The 24,904-nt window shown below is 51.4% G+C and carries 23 protein-coding genes; 5 read left to right on the top strand and 18 right to left on the bottom strand.

Annotated elements, in window-relative coordinates; translation table 11 throughout:
* Positions 1-224: 224 nt before the first annotated feature.
* From ACTOY7_RS08560 to ACTOY7_RS08480, 17 genes are all read right to left on the bottom strand, one after another.
* Entirely contained in the window at positions 225-1,166 is a 942-nt protein-coding gene (locus tag ACTOY7_RS08560; protein ID WP_482670956.1) for an NAD(P)-dependent oxidoreductase, read from the bottom strand.
* A 2-nt stretch (positions 1,167-1,168) separates the two neighbouring features.
* The gene (locus ACTOY7_RS08555) at positions 1,169-1,840 is read right to left on the bottom strand and encodes an RraA family protein (RefSeq protein WP_482670957.1); all 672 of its coding nucleotides are present in this window, start codon (positions 1,838-1,840) and stop codon (positions 1,169-1,171) included.
* An 18-nt stretch (positions 1,841-1,858) separates the two neighbouring features.
* Entirely contained in the window at positions 1,859-2,524 is a 666-nt protein-coding gene (locus ACTOY7_RS08550) for an RraA family protein (RefSeq protein WP_482670958.1), read from the bottom strand.
* A 52-nt stretch (positions 2,525-2,576) separates the two neighbouring features.
* A complete protein-coding gene (locus tag ACTOY7_RS08545) occupies positions 2,577-3,212 on the bottom strand; it encodes a cysteine hydrolase family protein (protein ID WP_160283811.1) in 636 nt (211 codons plus the stop codon).
* Between the two features lie 29 nt (positions 3,213-3,241).
* Entirely contained in the window at positions 3,242-4,402 is a 1,161-nt protein-coding gene (locus ACTOY7_RS08540; protein WP_160283812.1) for an amidohydrolase family protein, read from the bottom strand.
* A 3-nt stretch (positions 4,403-4,405) separates the two neighbouring features.
* The gene (locus ACTOY7_RS08535; RefSeq protein ID WP_482670959.1) at positions 4,406-4,990 is read right to left on the bottom strand and encodes an amino acid synthesis family protein; all 585 of its coding nucleotides are present in this window, start codon (positions 4,988-4,990) and stop codon (positions 4,406-4,408) included.
* Between the two features lie 16 nt (positions 4,991-5,006).
* Positions 5,007-5,606 (bottom strand): amino acid synthesis family protein, encoded by a 600-nt coding sequence (locus ACTOY7_RS08530; protein ID WP_482670960.1) that lies wholly within the window; start codon positions 5,604-5,606, stop codon positions 5,007-5,009.
* A gap of 30 nt (positions 5,607-5,636) precedes the next feature.
* Positions 5,637-6,674 (bottom strand): alcohol dehydrogenase, encoded by a 1,038-nt coding sequence (locus ACTOY7_RS08525; RefSeq protein ID WP_482670980.1) that lies wholly within the window; start codon positions 6,672-6,674, stop codon positions 5,637-5,639.
* 24 nt (positions 6,675-6,698) lie between these two features.
* Complete coding sequence (locus ACTOY7_RS08520; protein ID WP_482670961.1) at positions 6,699-7,700, bottom strand: ABC transporter permease; 1,002 nt, start codon at positions 7,698-7,700, stop codon at positions 6,699-6,701.
* A complete protein-coding gene (locus ACTOY7_RS08515; RefSeq protein ID WP_482670962.1) occupies positions 7,669-9,195 on the bottom strand; it encodes a sugar ABC transporter ATP-binding protein in 1,527 nt (508 codons plus the stop codon). The genes ACTOY7_RS08520 and ACTOY7_RS08515 overlap by 32 nt, the downstream gene beginning before the upstream one ends.
* A gap of 118 nt (positions 9,196-9,313) precedes the next feature.
* Complete coding sequence (locus ACTOY7_RS08510; RefSeq protein ID WP_160283816.1) at positions 9,314-10,435, bottom strand: sugar ABC transporter substrate-binding protein; 1,122 nt, start codon at positions 10,433-10,435, stop codon at positions 9,314-9,316.
* A 67-nt stretch (positions 10,436-10,502) separates the two neighbouring features.
* Positions 10,503-11,282, bottom strand: a complete 780-nt coding sequence (locus ACTOY7_RS08505) for a 3-ketoacyl-ACP reductase (protein ID WP_160283817.1) — start codon at positions 11,280-11,282, stop codon at positions 10,503-10,505.
* 512 nt (positions 11,283-11,794) lie between these two features.
* On the bottom strand, positions 11,795-13,063 hold the full coding sequence (locus ACTOY7_RS08500; protein ID WP_482670963.1) for a nickel pincer cofactor-dependent isomerase, group 22: 1,269 nt from the start codon (positions 13,061-13,063) through the stop codon (positions 11,795-11,797).
* A 21-nt stretch (positions 13,064-13,084) separates the two neighbouring features.
* Positions 13,085-14,500 (bottom strand): L-serine ammonia-lyase, iron-sulfur-dependent, subunit alpha, encoded by a 1,416-nt coding sequence (locus ACTOY7_RS08495; protein ID WP_482670964.1) that lies wholly within the window; start codon positions 14,498-14,500, stop codon positions 13,085-13,087.
* Positions 14,501-14,516: 16 nt separating this feature from the next.
* Positions 14,517-15,395: an NAD(P)-dependent oxidoreductase gene (locus ACTOY7_RS08490; RefSeq protein WP_160283820.1), complete on the bottom strand. Its 879-nt coding sequence runs from the start codon at positions 15,393-15,395 to the stop codon at positions 14,517-14,519.
* A gap of 281 nt (positions 15,396-15,676) precedes the next feature.
* Positions 15,677-16,360 (bottom strand): GntR family transcriptional regulator, encoded by a 684-nt coding sequence (locus ACTOY7_RS08485; protein WP_160283821.1) that lies wholly within the window; start codon positions 16,358-16,360, stop codon positions 15,677-15,679.
* Positions 16,361-16,522: 162 nt separating this feature from the next.
* Positions 16,523-17,194, bottom strand: coding sequence for a 4-carboxy-4-hydroxy-2-oxoadipate aldolase/oxaloacetate decarboxylase (locus ACTOY7_RS08480; protein ID WP_160283822.1), 672 nt, complete (start codon positions 17,192-17,194; stop codon positions 16,523-16,525).
* 306 nt (positions 17,195-17,500) lie between these two features.
* Between ACTOY7_RS08480 and ACTOY7_RS08475 the strand changes: the two genes are divergently transcribed.
* Positions 17,501-17,869 (top strand): VOC family protein, encoded by a 369-nt coding sequence (locus ACTOY7_RS08475; RefSeq protein WP_482670965.1) that lies wholly within the window; start codon positions 17,501-17,503, stop codon positions 17,867-17,869.
* A 178-nt stretch (positions 17,870-18,047) separates the two neighbouring features.
* On the opposite strand, the gene ACTOY7_RS08470 is transcribed toward ACTOY7_RS08475, so the two are convergent.
* The gene (locus ACTOY7_RS08470; RefSeq protein ID WP_482670966.1) at positions 18,048-19,415 is read right to left on the bottom strand and encodes an MATE family efflux transporter; all 1,368 of its coding nucleotides are present in this window, start codon (positions 19,413-19,415) and stop codon (positions 18,048-18,050) included.
* Between the two features lie 191 nt (positions 19,416-19,606).
* Between ACTOY7_RS08470 and ACTOY7_RS08465 the strand changes: the two genes are divergently transcribed.
* The 4 genes from ACTOY7_RS08465 (at position 19,607) to ACTOY7_RS08450 (ending at position 24,826) form a co-directional block, all read left to right on the top strand.
* A complete protein-coding gene (locus tag ACTOY7_RS08465; protein ID WP_482670967.1) occupies positions 19,607-20,962 on the top strand; it encodes an RCC1 domain-containing protein in 1,356 nt (451 codons plus the stop codon).
* Complete coding sequence (locus tag ACTOY7_RS08460; protein ID WP_482670968.1) at positions 20,952-21,710, top strand: response regulator transcription factor; 759 nt, start codon at positions 20,952-20,954, stop codon at positions 21,708-21,710. The genes ACTOY7_RS08465 and ACTOY7_RS08460 overlap by 11 nt, the downstream gene beginning before the upstream one ends.
* A complete protein-coding gene (locus tag ACTOY7_RS08455) occupies positions 21,707-23,167 on the top strand; it encodes a sensor histidine kinase (RefSeq protein ID WP_482670969.1) in 1,461 nt (486 codons plus the stop codon). The genes ACTOY7_RS08460 and ACTOY7_RS08455 overlap by 4 nt, the downstream gene beginning before the upstream one ends.
* 102 nt (positions 23,168-23,269) lie before the next feature.
* Positions 23,270-24,826, top strand: a complete 1,557-nt coding sequence (locus ACTOY7_RS08450) for a DUF6034 family protein (RefSeq protein WP_482670970.1) — start codon at positions 23,270-23,272, stop codon at positions 24,824-24,826.
* Positions 24,827-24,904 lie beyond the last annotated feature (78 nt).

Raw genomic sequence — 24,904 nt, 5'->3', positions numbered from 1 at the left:
TGTCCACCCAAGACTCGCTTGGTGCGGTATAGCTTGTACCTTACACCGTAGGACTTTCACCCACCGAATTCCAAGCCCTTAGCTGGGCGCACCCTAATAGAATAAAAACAGGCCCCATCAGATCCACTTTCTCTGACAGAGCCTGCTCTTCATCATTCATATTCTATTTTCCTGCCATCCGGCCGCTCCATACAGCCCCCGCTGCCCGATCCGCCCATTCGAGATCAGATTGTAAACACCGGTTCTTCGCCCCGGCCGATCCGCCGCGAATTCTCCATGCATAATTTGTAGCCCCGATAATAATTATCATACGTAGCCGCGCCCACATGCGGCGTTACGATCAGGTTCGGCAGATCCACTCCAAACAGCGGCTCTCCCGGCTCAAACACGTCAAACGCCGCACCCCATATTTTTTTCTCCTTCAGCGCATCAATCAGCGCGTCCGCATCAACCAATGCTCCCCGGGCGGTATTCACAAGGATCGCATTTCGTTTCATCTTTTCGAACTGCGCTCTTCCGATCATCCCCCGGGTCTTCTCCAGAAGCGGGGCATGAAGTGTAATGATATCCGACTGCTCCAGCAGCTCATCCAGCGTTACACGTCTGCAGCCAAGACGTTCTTCCTCCTCGGCCGTCATGGGATATACATCATAATAGATCAGCTCCGCGTCAAACGCGTGCAGCCGCTTTATGACTTCTTTTCCTATGGTTCCGCCGCCCACCACGCCGACCGTCTTGCCCACGATCTCGTAGCTGTCATGCCGGTACGTCATAGTATGCCATTCCTTCTCCTTCCCTTTGTTGTCAAGGTCAATGATATGGCGGTACAATGCCAGCATATCGAGAATCGCCAGCTCAGCCACCGAAGTAGCGTTAAACCCCTTGCAGATAGAGATCGGAATCTTCCTTTCTTTTGCATAAGCCACGTCCACCATGTCCACGCCCACGCCGGTACGCTGGATCAGCTTCACCTTCGGAGCAGCGGCGATCACTTCCTTCGTAGTCTTATAAGTAGTAACGATCAGTACGTCAGCATCCTGAAGCTCACCCTTCTGCCCCACCGTAGGGTTCAGGAAACGCAGATCAACCTCCTCCGGGCACATGTCGAGGATCATCCGTTCCATATGTTCATTCAATGTATCCAGATAAAGTGCTGTAACACTCATGCTCACTCTGCCTCCTTTGTCTGTAAATGATGATATCCGGTCTGCGCCCTCGCCTCACGCAGGGAAAGCCCGCTCTGGACATGCCTGCGGATGATATCCTCTTTCCGTTCGATTTCCTTGGCAATCTCCAGTACCTTTTCCACCTTGTCAAAAGGCACGATCAGCGCTCCCGTATCATCCCCGAATATCAGGTCACCGGGGCATACCTTAATGCCCGCGACCGTAACAGGCTCGTTGATCGCAGCGACCTCAACCCGGTCCTTGCCTGTTACCATATAAAATCCATTGGAGAAGATCGGATACTTTATTTTATGAATGTCTTTGATGTCGCGGCACACCCCGTAGATCAGTGTTCCCGCAATCCCCCGGAGAGAGGCGGTCATTGCCATGATATCTCCCCAGACCGTGCAGTAGTCCCTGCCGCCGTTATCCAGCACGCATACCTGTCCCGGCTCCACATCATCCAGAAAATCCCCCACCGTTCCTTTCACTTCTCCGCAGGGCACGTATCTTACCGTAAATGCCTGTCCGCACATCACCGTACCTGGGGTAATGGGCTTGATCCCATACAGCCCGGAGGGGATGCCGATTTTATCCATTGCGTCGGAAATGCTCGTAGAATCGAGCTTTTTATATTCTTCAATGATTGCTTTATCCAATTTCGGAATGTTCATTTGGTCACCTTCTTTATGTCATTTTAGCATATTCTCGTAATTGTACTTCCGGTCCACTTCCAGCATGGACATCCCCGCCTTAATGTCCGCACACATGGCCGTTTCCTTATTCAGCAGCATCTCGCCCTTTTCGATCACATCAATCAGCCGCTCCTGGGGAATAAATACGACACCTGTGATATCTGCGATCACAATATCTCCCGGACGGACCTGGACTCCGCTGAAAGACACCATCACATTCGTCGCTTCCTCCATCACACGCCCTCTGGCTGTCGCGCAGATCGTAGAACGCGCATATACAGGGAATCCCAATTCCACACACTCATCCAGATCACGGCAGCATCCGTCAATCACAACCCCGGATACCCCCTTGAACTTTGCCCCGGTGCTCAGCACGCCGCCCCAGCAGTTCACGTCCTCGCGGCCGCCGTTGTCAATCACGATCACATCGCCTTCCTTTGCGGCCTCAATGGCATTGACACCCATATGTGTCGTAGACTTTGTCAGTCCCGCGGCAACGACCTTCATGGTTACCGCCTCGCCGATGATCTTCTTACAGCCCTCATACATCTTTTTCACGCCGGTCGTGGATCCCTTAAGCCCCAGCGCGTCCAGCGCGTCCGAAACATTTGTAGTGGAAAGCCTGTCAAGCCTTTCCCTAAGCTCACTTGTCAATACACTCATCTTTTTTCTCCTTTCATCCTGCGGGATCTGCTCCGGATCCCTGTTTTTTTCTTTATCGAATTCGGCAGGCATCCTCCGGCTTCAGCCTGTCCATGGCCGAGATCAGTTCATCCGCCGTAGTCACCGTAGCAAAATGCGTTTCAAAATCCCACAGTGAAGATTCCTGTTCCCTTTCTCCCGTAGCACGTACACAGTCTCTCGGCACAAACACCTCATAATCCAGCTGAAACGCGTCTGTTACCGTACCGCGTACACAGATATTGGTAACACAGCCGCCCACGATCACCTTTTCCGCCCCCATATCTCTCAGCGTCAGATCCAGATCCGTCTGAAAAAATCCGCTGTAACGCCTTTTATGCACGACATAATCGTCCGGCAGGATCGGAAGCTCCTCAATCTGCTCACAACCCCAGGTCCCCTCATAGCAGGTCCCCACCCGCTTTTCCGTAACCCTGTCATACTTATCCATGCGGTATTTCTGACAGATCCATACGATCGGAATGCCATGCTTCCGTCCCGCCGCGACCAGCCGCCGGATCGGTTCTACTACCAGATATCCGTCCTCCAGTACCATACGGCCGCCCGGCTTACAGAAGTCATTGAGCATATCTACAATGAGGATTGCTGTTTTTTTCAGATCGATTTCCTTGCTCCGGCATGTATAATACTCGTCAAATCCTTTTCCCATGATATCCTCCTAAACCTCTTATCACAATCTCAGCAATAGTTCGGCTCCCGGTTTCCGGGAGGTGTATTTCTGCTCTTTTGCACCACGATCTTCCCGTCTATGACAATGCAGGTGATCCCCGGGATATCTCCCGCCTCAATCGCCTCCAGGGCTGTCCTGCCCACAGAACCGATGGGGGCGTCCAGGCAGATCAGGTCTGCCGGGCGGCCCGGCTCGATCACCCCCGTTCTCAGGCCGAATACCGAGGCCGTGTTTCCGGTTGCCATGGCAATCGCTTTATGGGGCGCAATCCCGCATACACTGGACACATAGCAGATATTCCGGATGATCCCAAGGGGAATCACACCGGTTCCGGACGGCGCGTCATTTCCGAAGATCACCCTGTGCTCCATTCCCAGCTCCGAGATCAGCTTCATAATGCCATTGGTCATGCGGTAATTGCCGCACTGGACGATCTCCACCGCCACCTCGCTCTCCCGGATAATGCGCTCCACCTCCGCCATGGAAACCGCAGTCGGCCCTCCGTTGCAATGGGACGCGATATCCGGATCCGTTCGGATGACATCCTCCGCAGTGACCGAAGAACTGCCGGGAATCGATGTACCTCCGGTGTGCATATGCACCTTAAAGCCATGCCTTTTCGCCATAGCCACAAGCGGAGCGGCATCCTCAGGAGACTTCACCGAACCAAGTCCCACCTCGCCTACCAGCCAGACCCCTTCTCTCGCCATTTCCTCAAAATCCGCCTCCGTCAGTCCCTGCTCCAGTATCACGGCGCCTCCGTGCACCTTCGCTCCCAGAGGGGACTGATTCCGAAAGCATTTTGACAGAAATACCGCCTGCGCCTTGACCCCTGCCGCATCCCTTGGCCGCCCCGGGAAATGAGGCTCTCCCGCGGAAATAATAGTGGTCACGCCGCCGTGCACCTCACTTTCGATCAATGCGTCCGTCTTTTGGCGAAATGTATAGTCCCCCGCGCAGGGATGGCAATGGCTGTCTATCAGTCCGGGAGCAACCGTCACACCCTTCGCGTCGACTATCCGCGCTGTCTGATCGTTTTTCAGCAGCTCTTCCCCGCCGATTTCGGCGATCATGCCATCCCGAATTGCGATTGTATTACAGTCCGTAATCGGATCCGTTAATTTTCCGGTCACAATGGTTCCTATATTGGTAATCACAAGCTCCTTCATCGATCAAATCACCCCATTCTCTCCCTTGACATCCTCCAGGAGCAGGCCGCCCACTCTCGGGAAGGGCCGTCCGCCCGTAGTGACACACAGTACGAGCAAAATCTCGTCGTCTCTGGGGGCATCCGCCAGACTCACCTCCATGGCGTCAAAATGAGTGCGTACCTTCAGCGCCAGCTTATGATGCAGCGGAACATCCACCGAGCATCCGGCCGGAGCCGATTTTTCACTGGATGGTATGATGGATTTGGAAGTCGTCAGCACTGAGCGTACCCCTTCGTCAAAGCCTGTATGCAGCAGGGCGGAACCATGCTCCTGCTCACCGCCGAATCCTGTTACCGCAGCCTTCCCGTAGCTGTTGACTTCCTCTGCGCCAATCCCAAGTGCCTCCAGCGCATTTTCGATCAGACGTTTTCCAAGTACCTTCCCATATTCCTGAAATCCCGGCATCTCCGATACTTCTTTTCCGGCATATATATTTTTTACAACTGCCATACTGGCACATTTTTTCAGCGGAATATCCAATTTTCTGCCGATTTCACTTCTGGTTTCGTCAATGATCACTGCTTCTTTTCTGATCAAATCTCTCATTGTACTGCCACCTCCATCAGTCCAGCCCGTTTTCGCCTTTACATTCTTCTACACTCAATCCCCCAATCCTTGCCCTGGGGCGTCCTCCGTTGGAAAACGCGACTGCGCAGAGTATCTCATCGGCATGCGGGGCATCCGGTATCCTGACGGTCATGCTGTCATAATGGGAACGTACAAGCATTCCGTCCTTATACAACAGCGGGATATCCAGGGTTGCCCCTGCCGCCGCTATTTTTTTTGCGGATGGGATCACCGCGGAACCTGATTCCAGACAGGCGCGCATCGGAGCTCCAAGTCTCGGATGCATGATCGCTGCCGCATGCTCATGCTCCCCATCCAGCCCCACAATACATGCCTTACCGAAACTGTGCACCTCCGCCACAGGTATCTTCATAGCTTCTACCGCCTTCCGGGTCAGATAATCTCCCAGATATGCGCCATATTCCATAAGCTCTGTCAGGTCTTCCGTGTATACGCCCGCAAAAGGATTCTTGATCACAGCAACAGCAGCACACTTTTTCAGCGGTTTTTCCAGCGCAGTGCCGCCCTCTCTGCATATCTTTTCAACAAAAATGTCTAGTTTTCTGATATTTGGCTCTTTTTGCAATCTGCTCACCCTTTCTCTATTTGATTTTAATCTTAATCCCTACGGCTCCAGCACCACTTTGATCACTCCGTCCTTCTGGCTTTCGAAAAGGCGGTACCCTTCCATTGCGTCTGAAAGCGCAAAACGGTGTGTGATCAGAGGCAATGTGTCAAGCCTTCCCTCCTTAATCAGATCGAGAGTCAGCGCACAGGCATTTGCATGCACTCCTCCGGTCTTAAACACAAGGTTCTTGCCATACATTCTGCGCAGAGGCAGCTTTTGCGGATCCTCCTCGTAATGTGCCACGAAACATACAATCCCGCTGGGCCGTGTGACCTGCCATGCCATCTCGAAGGTATTTCTGCCTCCCGCGCACTCAAACAGCCTGTCGGCCCCTCTTCCTTCCGTAAGGCTGCGTACGATTTCCCACGGATCCTCTTTTCCTGCATGGATTGTAATATCCGCAAGTCCATGCTGCTTCGCAAATGCCAGTCTTTCCTCAGATATATCGATAGAAATGAGACGGGCCGGGCTGTACAATCTTGCGCACATAGAAGTGCAGAGTCCGGTAGGCCCCGCACCGATCACGACGGCCGTGTCTCCTGGCCTGATCTCCCCGATCTCGGCTGCCCAGAATCCGGTTGCCAGGACATCGCCAACAAGCATTGCCTGCTCATAGGACACTCCCTCCGGGATGATATTACAGCAATTATCCGCATAAGGCACACGCACATACTCCGCCTGGCCGCCGTCCTGGACACATCCCAGCATCCATCCGCCCTGCTCACAGTTGTTGACATAACCCCGTCTGCAGAAAAAGCATTCCCCGCAAAATGTCTCATTGTTGACCGTCACCCGGTCTCCTGCTTTCAGCTTCCGCACGCCTGCTCCTGTTTCCACAATCTCACCTACGATCTCATGGCCCAGGATCACGCCCTCCTTTGCCCGCGCGATCATGCCATGTTTGATATGGATATCACTGGAGCAGATCGCTGCCAGCGTCACACGCACAATGGCATCCTTCGGGTCTTCTATACACGGAATGGGCCTCTCCTCCACCGCAGCCTTGCCCAATTCTTGAAACACAACTGCTTTCATTGTTCCGTTCATCACAGCTTCCTCCTATTTCACGATTTCTTTGCTCTTCCAGTCCTTGGAAGCCGCCACTGCCAGGATCACTACAATTCCCTTTACAAGAACCTGCACATGCGGAGACACTCCCATCAGATTCAGTCCATTGTTCAGCATCAGGATTACAAATACACCTGTAATGGAACGCGCAACACTTCCTCTTCCGCCGGAAAGTGTAGTGCCTCCCATCACAACGGCCGCAATAGCATCCAGTGACATTCCTTCGCCCTGTGCATGTGTACCGGCACCCAGGCGCGCGCTCATCAATACACCTGCGAGTCCGGTGCAGGCTCCCGCCATCATGAACGCAATCATTTTATATTTATTTGTAGGCAGTCCGCACAGTGCCGCTACCCGTTCATTAGCGCCCATTGCGTAGAGAGAACGCCCGTATTTCGTCTTTTTCGTCAGAACATGCATCAGAATAAAGATTACGATAGCAAACACCGCCATAGTCGGGAAAAAGCCAAATACGCTGCCGTTTCCCATTTTCTTAAATGCCTGAAACATGGTATTCTGTGCGACACCACCTGAAATGATCAGAGCAATCCCCCGGCAGATCGTAGACGTGCCGTATGTCACCAGGAATGAAGGAAGCCTTACATAAGCTACCAGATATCCGATGAAGGTACCGAACAGCAGCCCGATCGCCACGCCCAGCAGCAGGCTCATCCATCCCCCGCCTTCCGTGATCACATTGGCAAGCATGACAGAGCAGATTCCGCACAGGCTCATCATACCGTCCGAGGAAATGTCGATGCTCCCTGTCAGAATGACTGCGCTCAGCCCAAATGAAACAATAAACAGCGGGCCTCCCTGACGCAGTATGTTCATAATATTGGCCAGCGAAATAAATCGTGGATTGACGATCGTAAAAAATACGACACATATGACAAGCAGGATAGGCGCAATAAACAGGGAATAGTCAATGTCCCTTTTTTTCCTCTTCTCCGCTCCGCCGTCAGGTGATGTGCTGGATGATGTGTTTCTCATTAAGTCTTACCTCCTTCTTACAATCGATTTCTCCTGTGATCATGCCTCTGCGCATCATCAATATCCGGTTGGACAGGCCGATCAATTCGGGCATCTCATCGGAAATGACCAGGATCGATACCCCCTCATTTGCAAGGTCGCGCATGATCCTGTATATCTCCTGCTTCGCTCCGACATCAATCCCTCTCGTCGGCTGCTCCATGATGATAATATCCGGCTTTCTCGACAGCCACCTTGCCAGGATCGCTTTCTGCTGGTTGCCTCCTGACAGATTGACGATCAGCGTATTTCCGGAGGGTGTCTTGATCCTGAGCCGTTCGATATACTCGCTGACGCATTGGTTCTCCTTGGCCCGATCCAGAAATCCTCCTGTTACGAAATGATCCATATTTGCCACAGTGATATTCTGTCCTACCGTCATCGTGTCCAGAATCCCTTCGCTCCGCCGGTCACTTGGCATGTATCCGATTCCGGCATCCACCGCTTTTTTAATACTGCTGTGGATCCTTTGTTCACCCACAGTAATTGTCCCCTCCGTGATCGGCACATCTCCAAAGATCACTTTGGCCAGATTTTCTTTTCCGCAGCCCATCAGCCCGGCGACTCCCAGGATTTCTCCCTTCCTGAGCTTTAACGAAACATTGGAGATGGCCTCCGAGCAGACGCCCTCCAGTTCCAGAACAACGTCTTCTTCGGGATCCCGCATCTCCTCCGCATAGTAAAAGTCCTTGGAAAATTCACGCCCTACCATCATCTCCTGAAGCAGCTGGATATCGGCATCCTTCGTCATCAGCCCCCCTACGTTCTGCCCATCCTTCATCACCTCCACCCGGTCCGTATATTGGATCACTTCCTCCAGGTGGTGTGAAATAAATACGAAAGAAGCATGTTCCCTTAAAGAACTGACGACTGTAAAGAGCTGCTCCACCTCACTCGGAGATAGCACGGCGGTAGGCTCATCAAGAATGATGACACCCTTTCGTTTAGTGCGTACTGCCGGATATAAGACACGCGCCAGTTCTACCATCTGTCTTTCGGAAAAGCTCAGCCTCTCCAGCCTTGTCTTTGGATCAATATGGCTGAGATGAACTTCGTTTAATATCATCTCTGATTCCTGACACATTTTTTTCCAATGGAGAAAATTACCGGTGATCATGTCTCCTTCCCGGCCCAGGAAGATATTCTCCGCAACGCTTAAATTCGGGAAAAGAGCCTGTTCCTGAAAGACCATTCCAATGCCGTACTGCTCCGCTTCCATCGGTGTTGCCGGATGGATCTCCGCGCCGTTCAGTTGGATTGCCCCGGCATCTTTCTTCTCGATTCCCATCAAAATCCGCATCAAAGTGCTTTTACCCGCTCCGTTCTCACCGATCAGGGCCAGGATCTCCCCCGGGAAAAGCTCCAGCGAAACATCCTTGAGCGCCTGCACTCCGGCAAAACGCTTATAAATGCCGCTCATTTTAATATTGCTTTGTTTCTGGACAGTTTCCTGCATTGTCTCACTCTCCCTTGCTATACACAAATCTGCATCCTGTTCGTTTCAAAGAGCCGCAAAGCCCGCTTTGGTGTCCGCGGCTCTTTTTACAGCCTGTTATCCTGTCCCGAGGGCAATCCTACTTGCTGAGCAGTTCACTGTCAACCGTCCAGTCACGTTCCTTTGCCGCTTCTCCATACCAGAGCTCCAGGTACTCTTCCGCATTTTCCTGGGTAATGATCGGAGGCTCATACATAATAAATCTTCTGTCATCTGTCTCAGGCCGGATATCACCTTTTACATAATCATATCCGATACACATTGCCAATGCCTGCATTCCCGGCGCGTCTCCGGACATCGACATGACATACTCGCCGTCCCGGATCAGCTCCAGCACATTGCTCAGGCAGTCCAGCCCAACCAGCTTCACCTTGCCTCCGGACTTTCCCGCTCCGTCGAGGATCTCATATACGCCAAGAGCCATATCATCATTTCCGCACCATACACCCTCAATCTCATCCCCATATTTGATGAACATATCTTCAAACACCGGTGCCGCGTCAAAACGGTTCCAGTTTCCGGGCTGGGATTCCAGCAGCTTGATGTCCGGATACTCCTTCAAAGCATCCTCCAGTCCTTCATGGCGCTGTACGGCCGTGGTGCTCCCCAGAAGTCCGTCAATCGCAACGATACTTCCCTTTCCTCCCATGGCCTCAAAGAGGTATTGCGCCATCGTATAGCCTTCCAGGCGCATGTCTGTCAGAATATGTGCCAGGTGATACTCATACGGAGTAAAATCAAAGTCTTCCGGATAATCCCAAAGGGTTACGAAGGGAACCTTCGCGTCCTCGCACAGATCCGCCAGCGCCGGAACCACGCTGGAGCTGGTCGGCATAATGATTACAAAATCCGGGTCATAAGTAACCAGTCCGGTTTCCAGATCGGCAATCTGCTTCTGTTCATTGTCCTCTGAGGACAGTGTAATATATTCAAATCCCATCTGATCGGCAAATTCCTTACCGCCTCTGTTCAACTCGGCATAGTATTCGTTGTCCATCCCCTTTGTAGAGGAGATGACTGTGAAATCGCCGTCAGCCGCCGGTTCCTCCTCTTTTTCCTCTTCTGCTTCCTCTGATGCAGACCCGCTTTCCTCTGCCGGCTTGGATTCCGCCGGGGCTTCCGTCTTGCCGGAGCATCCTGCCGTCAATGCAGCTGTCATTGCCACCGCCAGTATTACCGCCAAAAATCTGTTCTTCTTCATCGTTGCATCCTCCTCTTTGTTTTTATTTTTGTTTTTTAATATCCCTCCGCGGATATAAAAACCCTTATCAGTCAATCCACTTCATGTGAAAACCGCCGTCCACATCAATGGCTGATCCTGTCGTATAGGGCAGATAACCTTTACATATCGCGGAAACCGCCTTTGCCACATCTTCTCCGGTTCCCCAGCGGCGTAATGGATGTAAGCCATCCGCAATATACCGGTCAAATTTTTCCTTTACCGGCAGCGTCATATCACTCAAGATGTTGCCGGGGCGTATTTCATAAACATTAATCTCATAGTCTGCCAGGGCAAATGCCAGCAGCCTGGTCAGCATGGTGATCGCAGCCTTGGACATACAATACTCCCCTCTCATAAGAGAAAGCGTATAAGCCGAGATAGAAGACATATTGATGATCACAGGCCGGATTCCCTCCGGTTCCTCCTGGCGCTGCCTGATCATCTGCTTTGCGGCAAGCTGTGCGGTGAACAGATATCCTTTCAGATTAATGTCCATCACCCGGTCAAGACTCTCTTCGGAAACATCCAGTATGTTCTCCTGCTTTGCGGAACCCACACCTGCGTTATTGATCAATGCGTCGATACGTCCAAAATGATCGACCACAGAAGAAATAAGCCTCTCCCGGTCTTCCTGCCTGGACATATCAGCCCTGATATACAGAAGGTCTGTTTTGTCCTTTACTGTCTTCAGACGTTCAGCAGCACGCTCTTCGGACATTGTTCCGCAAGCCGCAACAGCAAATCCGTCGGCTGCAAGCTGTTGTGCTATGGCATTACCGATCCCTCTTGTAGCGCCTGTGATCACAGCTACTTTTCTTTTTTCCAAAATCGAATATCCTCCTGACTGTGTTTAAATCTTCATCACTGTTTTCTTAGAAGCTGTGAAAAAATCACTTGTACAGCTGACCTGTCTGATCATCTGTCTGTACCTGTTTTATATTCACAGTTCTTTCATTTCTGCTCCGAGCATAATATTGTATAATCGCAGAACATTTTAAGTATTCTTTGTGTATACAATCTGAATTCTAATATTATTATAGCAGAAAATCAAAGTCTGTCAAGAAATTTTATGAATTTCTACCTGAAATCTAAAGAATCCGATCATCAAAATGTGAATTCTGCTAAACAAATCAGAACTATTACTGAATTCCTATCCGTACAAGAGTATAATTCCCCCAGGTCAGATATTTAAACATAACAAAGAGTTTCGCTTGCGAAACTCGCGCCTGCGGCGGTTTTTTATTCTATAGGAAACTTCTCCGAATTTTCCTATAGAATAAAAAACCGCCGGCCGCTGAATGCGGTCCGACGGAAAAATCACACTTTAGTTCCGCGGTATCAGAACAGATTTCCTTCTTCGTCAAACACAAACGGTTCCGGATTTCCTAAAACACGGACTCCCGAAGTATTCCGCGCCTCTTCCTCCATTGCCTCAGAAACCCAGATCTCACTTAAAGACAGCGTATCCCTGATACGTACCAGACGGATATTCTTCTTATCAAATCCAGCCGCCGTTTTGATTCCCGTCTGGATAGCAAGCCTTTGATTTGCCATGACCAGCGGAATACGTACAGCCGCAGTCAAAGTGGCGGTAAGGGCATTCGGATATGTAGCTTCAGGATCAAATTTTTCAAAAAGCCTTCGTGTCGTCACATCCGCAACCCCTATCCCATTTGCATTTCCATGCGTCTCTTCTGTCAGATCCAGCACCACCAGCTTGTCCGGTCTGGGCGGACCGCTGGCATAGGGACTGGCAAAACAGCCGGTAATGTGCGGATCCATGCCAAGTCCGCTGATATTTTTCCCCATCCGGTCCACCACCAGAACATCCATGTCGGGAAGCAGGATACGAGGCATCCGTTTTTTCGCCCGAAGCAGTAGGCCCGGTTCTCTTTTTTCAAAATCCTCAGGTCTCACGGCATGGATCTCACAGGTATCATCAAACGCATTTTCAATCATGGCTACCCCAAAAAGTATCCTGGCATTCTTCAGTATGGCGCTGCCGTATTTACGGATATTCTCAGCGATCTTCGCATATCCCTCCTGATGGCACACCTCTGCGCCGGCCTGCTTGGCCAGTCCGATTGCCATCAATTTCATCAGGCCGCTTTCCACGCTTCCGGTAAAGGACGTATGGGCTTTGATACGGTTCACGACGATAATTCCATCTGCCTGGGCCGCAAACGCGTCAATCTGCACAGGATGCCCGTCAAACGTGGCGCCGATCTTCCTCACTTCCATTGAGGAGCGTATCGGGCAGGACAAATATCCTTCCGTAATCCCCAGAGAGGCCAGCACCTCCAGCTGTCCCTGCGCAGTGGCGCCGCCATGGCTGCCCATGGCTGGTATCACAAAAGGTTCTGCTCCTTTTTCCTTGAGGATACGCACGATAGTACGAAGGATCAGGGCAATATTCGAGATCCCCCTGCTGCCTGCAGTCACAGCCACCGACATTCCCGGACGGATGGAATCCAGTACATTCCTATCAGAAATCGCGCTTCTCACACCGCCCTCTATATCTGCAATCGCTGTCCGGTCAAAATGCTGCTCGATCCGAACCATTCTGGGAAGGGGCACTTTTTGTGCCAGGTCTTCTACAACACTCATATCCATCTCACATCCTTATCTTCAGTCTATAATCACAATATGAAGCTGTTCCGCGATTTCCCTTGCCTTTTCCATGCTGGGCTCTGCTGCTTTTAAGATCAGACGCGCGCCGCCGCTGTTGATCGACTCTACCATGGAATTTCCTTCCGTGGCTTCTATTGTGACACGCTGCACGGAGTGTTCCGGAATTTCCAGAATTTCTACTTCCACCCCTTTTCTGCGGGCCACATCCAGACTGTTCTTATATGCCTGGGCATTGCTTGTGCCATGTCCTTCAATGGCTGCCATGAGGATACCGGGAACATTGATCGCACGCCGGGCAAACATTTCCGAATACAGTTCTATCTTAACCTTTTTGACCTCTCCTTTTGCCAGGAAATGGGCGATACGCGCGCAGTTCGTAGGAGAACCTACTCCCAGGCTGCTGCCTCCCACCACTGCTTCTCCAAACGGTTCCGTGATCGGATTCGCTTTTTCCGCCAGACGGCGGCTTTCTTCTCCAGCCTTTTCAATCAGCGCCTGCTGCCTCTTTCGCTCCTCCTGCTTGATCTCCTCAGAAATATATGCATCCACCTTTTCATCGTGTTTGAAGAAAGGCTCCATATATTCAATTGTTACCGGGACGATATGTTTTGCAGACGCAAGATGGCATTGAGCCGCCATCGCGATCATAACATCCACAGGAACATTCACCGGTATGGACGTATACATTGCAAGCTGGCTGGCAAGCCGCGCGATCAGGATTCCGCCTCCAATGTGGGTCGCGCACAGTCCGGGTACCAGCACCCTGGGCGTACAGGGTACGCTGATGGTCGGTGAAAGCGCCAGCACCATCGCGGCTTCCATTTGGGCAGGCGTCCCTCCCGCAAGCTCTACAAATGCCGCGGCTGTCGCCGCCGCGCCGGCCCCAAAGCCTTCCATATTGCAGCCGGTCGTTTCCTTTCCTATACGGAATTCCCCGCCTGTTTTCAGAATGATTGCCATAATTCGGGTAATCAGCGCCGCATCCTCGCAGTCCTCCTTCAGTGCTTTGATCAATCCGGTATAGGGACAGGAATCCCCTGTACCCGCACAGGGACGCAGACCAATCGAATGATTGCCTACCTGCGCGGCCAATGTATATGCCACGATCTTATTCACAAAAGAGTCTTCCAAGATCATCGGACCGCCTTCCTTTGTCAGATCCTGTCCCACTGTGCCAAGCAGGAAACTTTTCCCCTCCCTGGCACCAATCTCTGCCGCACGCAGATTATGTTCAAAAGCCTCCTCCATGCCTGCCGCGATCTCTTCCAGGCTTCGGCCCGCAGCGTCACATGCCTCGGCCAGGATCACTTCGCCAACGGATTTTCCTGCCTCAGCAGCTACGGCAATACATTCACCTATCGTCATGCGGCCATATTTATATTCCTTCTGAGCTGCAATTTCTGCTATTGTCATGATGCGTCCTCCTTTATTATTTCACTTCAATGTCCATTAATTCTTCCCATATTTTAAGGAGGGCCGTAATATCCTGACGCCCATACCCCTTTGCCCTGGCCGTCTCAAACATCTGGACAGCCGTACTTCCCATCGGTATCGGCATCTTAAGCTGTTTTGCGGTATCCACCGCAAGCCCAAGATCCTTATGCTCCAGATCTACAGCAAATCCGCCTTCAAATTTACGCTTTTTGATAAAATCAGGAATCTTATTTTCTATGATAAAACTACGCCCGGAGCTCACTCCGATGATCTCATGCATCGTATCAATGTCTAATCCTATTTTTGCCCCCAGCACCAGCGCCTCAGCCGCAGCCGCCATATTGCAGCCGAGCAGGTAGTTATTGACCATCTTGATACCGGAGCCCGTTCCGGTTCCTCCCACATGATAGATCTTCTTGCCGATTGACTGGAGCACAGGCAAAATTGCGGCAAATCCCTCATCACTGCCTCCTGCCATTACGGTCAGCGTACCTTGCCGCGCGCCGCCCACGCCGCCGCTTACCGGACAGTCCAGATACTCGATGCCGTGTTCGGCAGTCAGCCTGGCATGGGCTCTCGCAGATTCCGGTGAGATACTGCTGAGGTCAATAAAATATGGAAAGCCAGGGTTCCTGACTGACAATATTTCTTTGAGTACCCCTGATACAATCGACGCATTCGGCAGCGAACACAGCACCATATCCACTCCCTCCACGGTCTCTGCCGCATTTCTGCATATTTCCGCGCCGCTCATCCGCGCCTCCTGGATCGCTTTCTCCACAAGGTCAAATGCTTTTACTTCATAGTGGTTCAAAAGCAGCCTGCGGCAGATCGGCAGGCCCATAGCTCCCAGTCCTATCATTCCTAATTTCATGGCATGTATCCTCCTTTTCGTTTTATGTTCTTATAGAATTTCCCTATGGAATTGAACAAAGAGTTTCGCTTGCGAAACTCGCGCCTGCGGCGGTCGCATTGCGGCATCTACCTCATACGCCGCAGTGCGCATCCCCCGGAGGGTTTTTGTTCTATAAGGAAAATTCGGAGAAGTTTCCTATACAAAAAAGCCCCGCAGCAATTACGCTACGAGGCATGATAAGCCGGACATAAAAAACACTGTAACCCCACCGCTCCCACAAACAGCGGCGCACTTCTAACTTAAAAAGCTTTTCTCATGTGCTGCGCCCTCATCTTAGCAGGCAGTGGTTTACTGTATTCAAGTATCGTCCGTTCTTTCACCTGGTTTAAGTGTTCTTTCAACAACTCCTGTGCACGTTCTACATCCCGCTCCCGCATGGCTTTGACAATGTTCAGGTGCGTTCCCTTTGATTTGTCAAAATGCTCCGGGTCCCGGGCAGAGATACGGTTTACGATCGCAAATTGTGCATCCAGCATCTTATAAAACTTCTCCAGACGCAGATTCCCTCCATAGGATATAATCGAAGAATGTAAAAGACGGTTCGCGTCATAATACTGCTGCTCGTCCGAATCCTCATCCAGATTTTCAAAAGCATTCTCGAGCTCCTGGAGCATACCATCATCCATATACATACAAGCCAATGGCAGAGAATGGAGTTCAAACATGATTCGCAGTTCAAAAATCTCTTCCAAATCCCTGACCGTGATATCCGTTACAAAGGTTCCTCTGCCCAGATAATGGGAAACGAGCCCTTCTCCCTCCATCCGCTTGAGCGCCTCTCTCACAGGTGAACGGCTCAGACCAAGCGCCTTACCTAATTCAAGCTCTGCAATCGGCGAACCCAGCGGAATATCCCCTGAAAGAATGCCCTTATATAAATAATCATACACCTTGTCAACTGCCGCTGACCCCTTACTACCCACGTAATCGCCTCCGAACCGCACATAAACTCCAAATATTTATGTTGCTTTTTTGTTATTAATTATATCATAGTGCTGCTGATATTTGCAATTGTAAAATGAGATTCCGTACAGACGCAGGTAAGGAAGGAAACACTTAAACTTTCATATGCCGCGTACGTATTACTATTCTTCCGTACAATGAAGAGAATCAAAGACCTTTTGATATCCGTAAATATCAAACAGAGATTCTCCTGCGTATAGACGTTTCATCACCTCCGCCTCTTTTGCCGTCCTGGAATTGGCTGCATCCAGGACATCTTCTGCCTCGTCAAGAGGTACTACCACCACACCGTCCGCATCTGCCACAACTACATCTCCCGGATTCACAATCACGCCTCCGCAGCTGACCGGATGGTTGATCGTTCCCAGAGTTGCTTTGGCCGTGCCGCTTATACAGATCTGAGCGGAAAATACCGGCAGGCCAAGACGTATGATTTCCTGGCTGTCACGTACCGCACAATTCAAGATCAGCCCTGCCAGTCCTTTTGTCACACACTCAACTGCCAATACTTCGCCGAATGGACCATTTGCTACCGCGTTGCCCATATCCGCGACAATCACATCCCCTTTCCGCGCCATGCTGATGGCCTTAATGAGCATCAGATTGTCGCCGGTATGGCACCTTACCGTAAGAGCCCTTCCGGCAAGGCGCATCGCTCTTTCAATTGGCTTGATCTCCGGATCCATTGCGTTCCTGCGGCCCATAGCCTCATGGACAGTGGCAGACGCCTGATCTTGGTACCTGGCAAGCAGCTCGTCGCTGCATCTCGGGATTGTTTTGACCACATTTACCATAATCCATACCACATCCTTAAAAAAATTTACGTAGCCATTTTGTATATTTATTGTCGACTCGTTGTAATCATTATATCTTTTCGGATTCCTCTTGTCAATAATTTATGTATATTTTTTGGATACAAATTGTATAATTTATGTTTTTATCTTTAATTTATCCCTGTTTTTTCCATCCCTCCATAGAAATTTTCCCCATCCTCTGTTATAATGAATTGCGCCGACGCGCAAGCAGGTCATCCATTTCCCGGAGGAAATCGGTGACAGATCACACTTCACCTATACCATATAAAAACGGAGGACAACACCATGAAATTTACTTTTGCCCACAACAATCTGAACGTATACGACCTGCAGAAGTCCCTGGATTTCTACAAGGAAGCCTTAGGGCTCACCGTACAGCGTACCAAGGACGCCGACGACGGCAGCTTCACCCTCGCCTTTTTAGGCGACCAGACCACGCCCCATCTGCTGGAGCTGACCTGGCTCCGTGACATGAACCGCCCCTACGAGCTGGGCGACAATGAGATCCACCTGGCCTTCACGGTAGACGATTTTGACGCCGCCCTCGCCAAACACCGGGAGATGGGCTGCGTCTGCTTCGAAAACGCCGACATGGGAGTCTATTTTATCGAAGATCCCGACGGCTACTGGCTGGAGATCATCCCCGCAGAGTAGCCGCCGGCAAACTGCATACTGCGGCCGAACAAAAGTGTGCGTCTTAACGCACACTCACGCCGAAGCGCAGAACAAAAAACGCTCATGCAGATGACCGGCAAATCTACTGTCCTGCATGGGCGTTCCCATTCATGTTTCTCATATAATATTCATTTTTCTGCTTCTCCTCAGACATTTTTCAAACAGTATTTCCATGGACTAAATCCCTGCTCTTCTGCAGATACATCCTCCTGTAATAAGCCCCCACCAGTATCACACAAGCTCCCGTCCAGGCCAATATCTCCGCGTAAAAGATCCCTTCCTGCCCCAGAAGCCCCGGTAGCAGCATCGCCGCCGACACACGCATGACAAATTCCGCGATCCCGGACACCATGGGGATGATCGTATCCCCCAGCCCCTGCAGCGCGCACCGGTATACATGCAGCGCATACAGGATCACTAAAAACACGCTCATGATCATCAGATAATGATGGGCAATCCCGAGCACCTGCTCCGCCTGGGATTTTTCCGCGGAAATAAACATGGACAGCATATCCTTCCCCCACAGAAACATAGCCCCCGAAATCAGCAGCGACGTGGCAAACGCCATCACGATCCCGCTGCGCATCCCTCTCTGAATCCGGCGGATATCCCCGGCCCCCCGGTTCTGGGCCACATAGGTTGTGATCGCGTATCCGTAGGAAATGGCCGCCGTTTCCAGCACACCGTACAATTTATTGGTGGCCGTAAATCCCGCCACAAACAAAAATCCAAATCCGTTGATCACCGACTGCAGCACCATCCCGCCGATACTGATGACCGCATTCTGAAACATCACCGGGATTCCCAGCCACAGCAGCTTCCTCACCAGCACAAGATCCGGTTCAAAATCCGACCGTCTCAGCCGCAGCAGCGAGATCTTCCGGATCACCAGGCTACAGTACACGCAGGAGACTCCCTGGGCGATCAGCGTTGCGGCCGCAGCCCCTGCGATCCCCCAGTGAAATACCATGACAAACAGCAGATCCAGCCCAATATTGGTACACGCCGCAGCCACCATGGCCACCAACGGGGACCGTCCGTCCCCCAGCGCCCGGAGCAGGGATGCCTCCAGATTGTACAGAAGGATGATCCCGATTCCGCCGAACATGATCCGCAGATACATAAGCGCCCCGCCGAAGATATTTTCCGGGGTTCTCAAAAGCCGTAACACCGGCGCCGCAGCCGCCTCCCCTGCCGCCGTCAGCAAAACTACCGACACCGCAGCCAGAAGCAGAGCGTTTCCCACCGATTTTCTGAGAGACTCCTCATTTTTCGCCCCGTAAAACTGGGCAAACAAGATGGAAAAGCCCTGCGTCATCCCGGACGCCAGCCACATGAACAGCCAGTTCAACCAGTCCGACGCCCCGATGGAAGCCAGCGCCTGCACGCCCACGCCCTGCCCCACAATCACCGTATCCACGACGGTATAAAGCTGCTGAAAAATATTCCCCAGCATCAAAGGCATGGAAAACCCAAACAGCAGCCTGATTGGACTCCCCTTCGTCATATCTTTTGTCGCCTGCATCACAATCCCCGTTCCTTTCTATATATACAAACGCCCCAAAGCTATACCGTCCATTCTAAATCATATTCCCCCTTTCGTCAATACGCCAATACTCTCAAACCTTTTACAATATGTTTACATCTCCAAATTGAAAATCCCCCTCAATTGTTATAAAATAATCCTATATCCACACATCCCAAGGAGGCGTCAGTATGAATACCATCACCCGAAAATCCCATACAAAAACCCTGCTCTTTCTCGTCATCCTGCTGTCCGTTTTTCTCATAGCCGCGGGAGCCATCCTGGCCCGGACGATTCTCGGCGCCGCTTTTCACACGGCTCCCCCCGCATTCTGCACACATGCCCCCGAACTGACCGAGGCAGCCGGCGGTTTCTCCCTCCCGGACTACTACATCACCAACAAGGTCACCGCTCTGAACAGATACTACATAGACGACCAGTCCGACCTCTGGGGCTACGGCAGCAATGAATACGGCCAGCTCGGAAACGGCATGGTCCTGGAGCCGGGTGAAACTACCGGCGCCCCCGTGAAAATCGCCTCCGGCGTGGTATCCGTGGACTGCTCCGTAAACGGCTATTTCTGCATCTATCTGACTGCGGACGGCGAATTGTACGGCATGGGCTCCAACATGCTGGGACTGCTGGGCCAGGATTTCGACAGTACGAATTACTACTGCCGGCACGACAACAAAGTGACCAGCCCCGTCCTCCTGATGGACCAGGTTGCCTATGCACAGGCCGGCATGGAATCCATCACAGCATTGAAAAAAGACGGCAGCGTATGGTGGTGGGGCCAGTACATGAGTACCTATGGGACAACGGTTTCTGACTCAGAAGATTTCGAAAAAACAACCGAGGACGAATCCAATCCCTGCAAAATGCTGTACAACTCTCCCCGCAAAATCCTGGACAACTGCGTCTATGCAGCCACCGGTGACTGGACCGGCGCCGCCATCAGCGAAAACGGCGACCTGTACACATGGGGATTCAATATTTTCGGCGAATGCGGAACTCCCGTTACCGAAGACGACTTCATCCGTACCCCCTGCAAGGTTCTCGAAGACGTGGCGATGGTCTGGCCGGAGCAAATTGAAGTGAACAGCCCTCTGGAAGAAATACCGGAACAAATGCTTTACGAGACCGTTTATCATTTCAACACATTTGTCCGGTTAAAAGACGGAACCATCCTGGCCGCCGGACGCAGGCTCGGTGATCAGGAAAAAACCATTTCCCTGACAGGAGATCTGATCGCAGAATCCAGCCATACCTATTCAGACACCTTTGTTCCTGTGGAGATTCGAAAATATTCCGCCGAAAATATAAAAAATCTGATCCGCAGGATTGAAATCGGGACCGACAGAGAAGCGGTTGAGCAATACCTTACAGCCAACGGAATCCAATATTTCTATATAACGAATTATAGCGAAGACACAAGAGAACACACTGAAAATCCATATGAAATGCGCACTGAGGATCAAACCTATTTTTTCTATTTTGATTCTGAAAATAAACTGACAGAAAAAGGAACCAATCTCCATGCCCTGTAAAATACTTGTAATCGAAGACGAAGAACATATCAACGAGCTGATCTGCATCAACCTGGAAACCGCAGGCTACGAACCCGTCCCCTTTTTCGACGGCGCCGCTCTTTTCAGCCATCTCCAGGAGATCCCCGCCCCGTCCTACGACCTGGCGCTCCTGGACGTGATGCTCCCCGGAAAGGACGGCTTTGAACTCCTTCCCGAACTGCAGGCTCAGCAGATTCCGGTCATTTTCCTGACTGCCAGGGGAGACCTCCACAGCAAGGTCAAGGGTCTCACCGACGGCGCCGAGGACTACATTGTCAAGCCCTTCGAAATGCTGGAGCTTCTGGTAAGGGTGGAAAAGGTGTTAAGCCGTTTCCAGAAAAAAGTTGAGGAATGCTACCGTATACGGGATGTGGAAATCTTCCCGAAGGAGCGGATTGTGCAGAAAGCCGGAACCGTCATCCCTTTCAAGCCCATGGAGTTTGACTGCCTGCTGCTCCTGGTCCGGTATAAAAATATCGCCCTCAGCCGGGAGCAGCTCCTGCAAATGCTCTGGGGCGTGGAATTTGACGGCGAGACCCGAACCATCGACGTCCACGTCGGAAGGATTCGGAAAAAGCTGGGCTTCCAGGATGTCATAAAGACCGTCCCCCGTATCGGATACCGCCTGGAAGACCGCCCGGAGGAGGAAATGCCATCCCCGGCGGCCAGTCACATGACAGACCAGGCAGCAGCCCAGTCAACGGATACCTCGGAGGAATCATCATGAAGCTGAAAACAAAAATCACCCTCACCTCGGTGTGCCTGCTTCTTCTCCTGTCCCAGGCTTTTTCCATCTGGAACCTGTCCAGAACCCAGGAGCAGATCATTGAGAATATCCGCAGCTACGAATACGACAGGCTGTCGTCGGATGTATGGCGTTTCAACAAAGCCCTGGCAGCGATGGAGTTTCACGATATCCGCAGCGCAAAGTATGCTGCCCGGACCACATTCTCCTCCGGCTATAGTGAAAATGCCGTCCTCTACTATGACAATGAAGAACTGTACAATCTCAGTCCCTATCTGTTCGACATGACAGAGCTGGCAGACTCTCCAAAGGAGCCGGCGCAGGATATACCCCTCTCTGATTCCGATGAGCCAGTCGTCACGGACCCGCAGCAAAACGTCTTTCTGGAAGAGGCAGGCAGCCGGCGTCTGCTGATTCTTTTTCAGGATCTGGATGTATCAGACACAGATTACTCACCAAATTCACTGGGCACCCTGCGCCTCCTCCACTACCGCGATATCACCTCTGTCTACCAGTCCGGAAGGCTGCTCTTTTTCCAGGGCATGATTGTGGCCCTGCTCTTGTCCATCCTTCTGGCCGTGCTGCTCACCTGCGTTCTCCGGCGGATCCTGGCCCCCTTCTATCTTCTGCGCGACGCGGCAAAAAGGATCGCAGAGGGGGACTATGAGAAGCGTGTAGAGCGTCCGGGAACCGATGAGGTGGGGGAAGTCTCCCAGAGCTTCAACCAGATGGCGGAGCGGATCGAGGAGCACATCCGCGCCCTGACGGAAATGAACGAAACCCAGCGTCAGCTCATCGGCTCCCTTGCCCACGAACTGAAAACTCCCATGACCGGCATCCAAGGCTATGCAGAACTGCTGCAGCGTGTTTCGCTCCCCCCGGTCAAACAGGCCGACGCCCTCCATTATATAGAAGAGGAATGCATCCGTCTCTCCCGCCTTTCCGCAAAAATGCTCCTGCTCACTGACCTGTCCCGGGAAGACACGATTGAGAAGAGCCCCTGCCCGGTATCCTTGCTCTTTTCCCAGGCAAAAGAAGTCACCCATTACCGCCTGAAAGAAAAAGGCATCCGACTGCAGACAGACCTGGAAGAAGATTTTTCTATCCAGGGGGATGTCGACCTTTTGCTCAGCTTCCTCACCAACTTAATCGACAACGCCTGCAAGGCCAGCCCTCCAGGTTCCTCGATCCGCCTGATCGGGACAGTCTCCGGGATCTTTGTACAGGATGAAGGGATCGGCATCCCTCAGGACGAGATCGCCCGGATCACAGAGCCTTTCTATATGGTAAATAAATCCCGCTCCCGCAAACAGGGCGGCGCCGGCCTCGGCCTCTCCCTGTGCCACCAGATCGCCCGTCTCCACGGCGGATGCCTTGAGATCAAAAGCAGTCCGGAAAAAGGAACCCGCATCGGAATGCAGATCGATTGCGGCGGCTAAAGTCACTGTCGATTTCCTCAAATACCGCAAAGCAACGCGGCGAGTCATGAAAAAGCTCTTGCATCCAGGTGGATCTTGATATAACATAGAGGAGGACTACCAATGAAAAAAACAGCCCTGCTGCTTTTTCTCACCGTGCTGTCGGCCTGTATCACTCTCGGCTGCAGCTCTGGCTCGAAAAAGCATATTATCGTACGGGAAAAAAGCGAACTGAATACAGACAGCTACCGCCAAACCTCCGACACACCGGACACCCTTGCCGGTCAGCTCCAGGTTCCGGAAAAGAATCTGTATTCTGGAAAATATATAGATGATCCTTTTCAGCTCATCTGCAGTGCTGAGGTTATCGTCCCTGAGACGGACCAGGTTCCTGTCTTCAAGGTCGGCCAAAAACCCTTTAACCAGACATGGATCGATCAGGTCACAGATGTCTTCTTTGGGAATCATCCCGTGTATGACTACGAAAAATATAACCAGCCCACCAGAGAATGGATTTCCGAAAAGCTCCGTCAACTGAGATCTTATCAGGCAGAAGGCAATCTTGACCCATATGGGTATATTGCCTCCGCGCAGGCAGCGGGCTACGAAAATCCGGAATCCTTTTATAACCTGCAGTCAGAGATCCAGCGATGGGAGCAGATTTACGAAACTTCTCCCGAAGCGGTTGAAAAAGTTGAGGTCATCCCTGGTTTTGGCTCCGGCGCGCCGGATAACTGTTTTTACAGAGAACCATCCGCAGCGGAATCGTCTTCCGCAGAAACGGCCTCTTCGGATGATCCTTTTTTCGGAATTGTTGAAATGGATGGCGGAATTTTCCTGTACAAATTAAAAAGGAGCGGTTCCTTCCACATGGATATCGGCATCGTAAGAGGAGATACAGAGATTTCAGACAAGAAATGGTCCGAATCCTCTTGGTTCCAGCCGTATTGGCTTCAGGATTCTTCTGACGCCCCCAAAGGGAATCTCCCATCCAGGGAGGCTGTAGAAAAACTGGCAGGAATCACCCCTGCTCAGGCCGCCGCAATGACCGATCAGTATATGGAAAAGCTGGGCCTTTCTGATTTTTCTCCAAAGCGCATAGAGCTGAGCCTGAGCAGCCGTTACAACACAGATCCGATCGGATTGGGTTCCGAAGAATACCTTGATTACCAGGATGCCGCCTACCAGATCATCTATACCAGAGATCTCCGTGGATTTCCGATCACGCCTGACAACAGCAATGGCGGTGTTTTGGAATATACGGACGATTCCGGGAGCGCATGGGGTTATGAAAAAGTGGAATTTTATGTAAATCAGGAAGGACTTCAAAAGGCTTCCATCCAAAATCTGTACGAAATACAGAAACCGATGATCGACAATGTAGAACTGATGAGTTTTTCGGATATCACAGAAATATTCTGGAAGATTATGCCGGTCCGTTTTCAAAACAATACAGATAAAATAAATATCAACCGGATCACACTGGGGTATATGAAAATCTATGATCCGGGCCTGAGCAGCACGACAGGACTTCTGGTACCTGTCTGGGATTTTTTCGGAACACGTGAAATATACGATCCTGACACCGGAGAACCCTATGCAATGGCATATCCCACCACCAGCTTTCTGACGATTAATGCCGCTGACGGTACAGTGATCAACCGAAATTACGGATATTAAAATCAGACAGAGCCTTGTTGGCAAGTGCCTGACGTCAAAATTCATATTACAGTGCAGAACAGCCTTCCGCGTTTATCA

Source organism: Schaedlerella sp. (assembly GCF_056796775.1).
The sequence above is the reverse complement of the archived record's forward strand: the minus strand, read 5'-3'. Positions and strand labels throughout refer to the sequence as shown.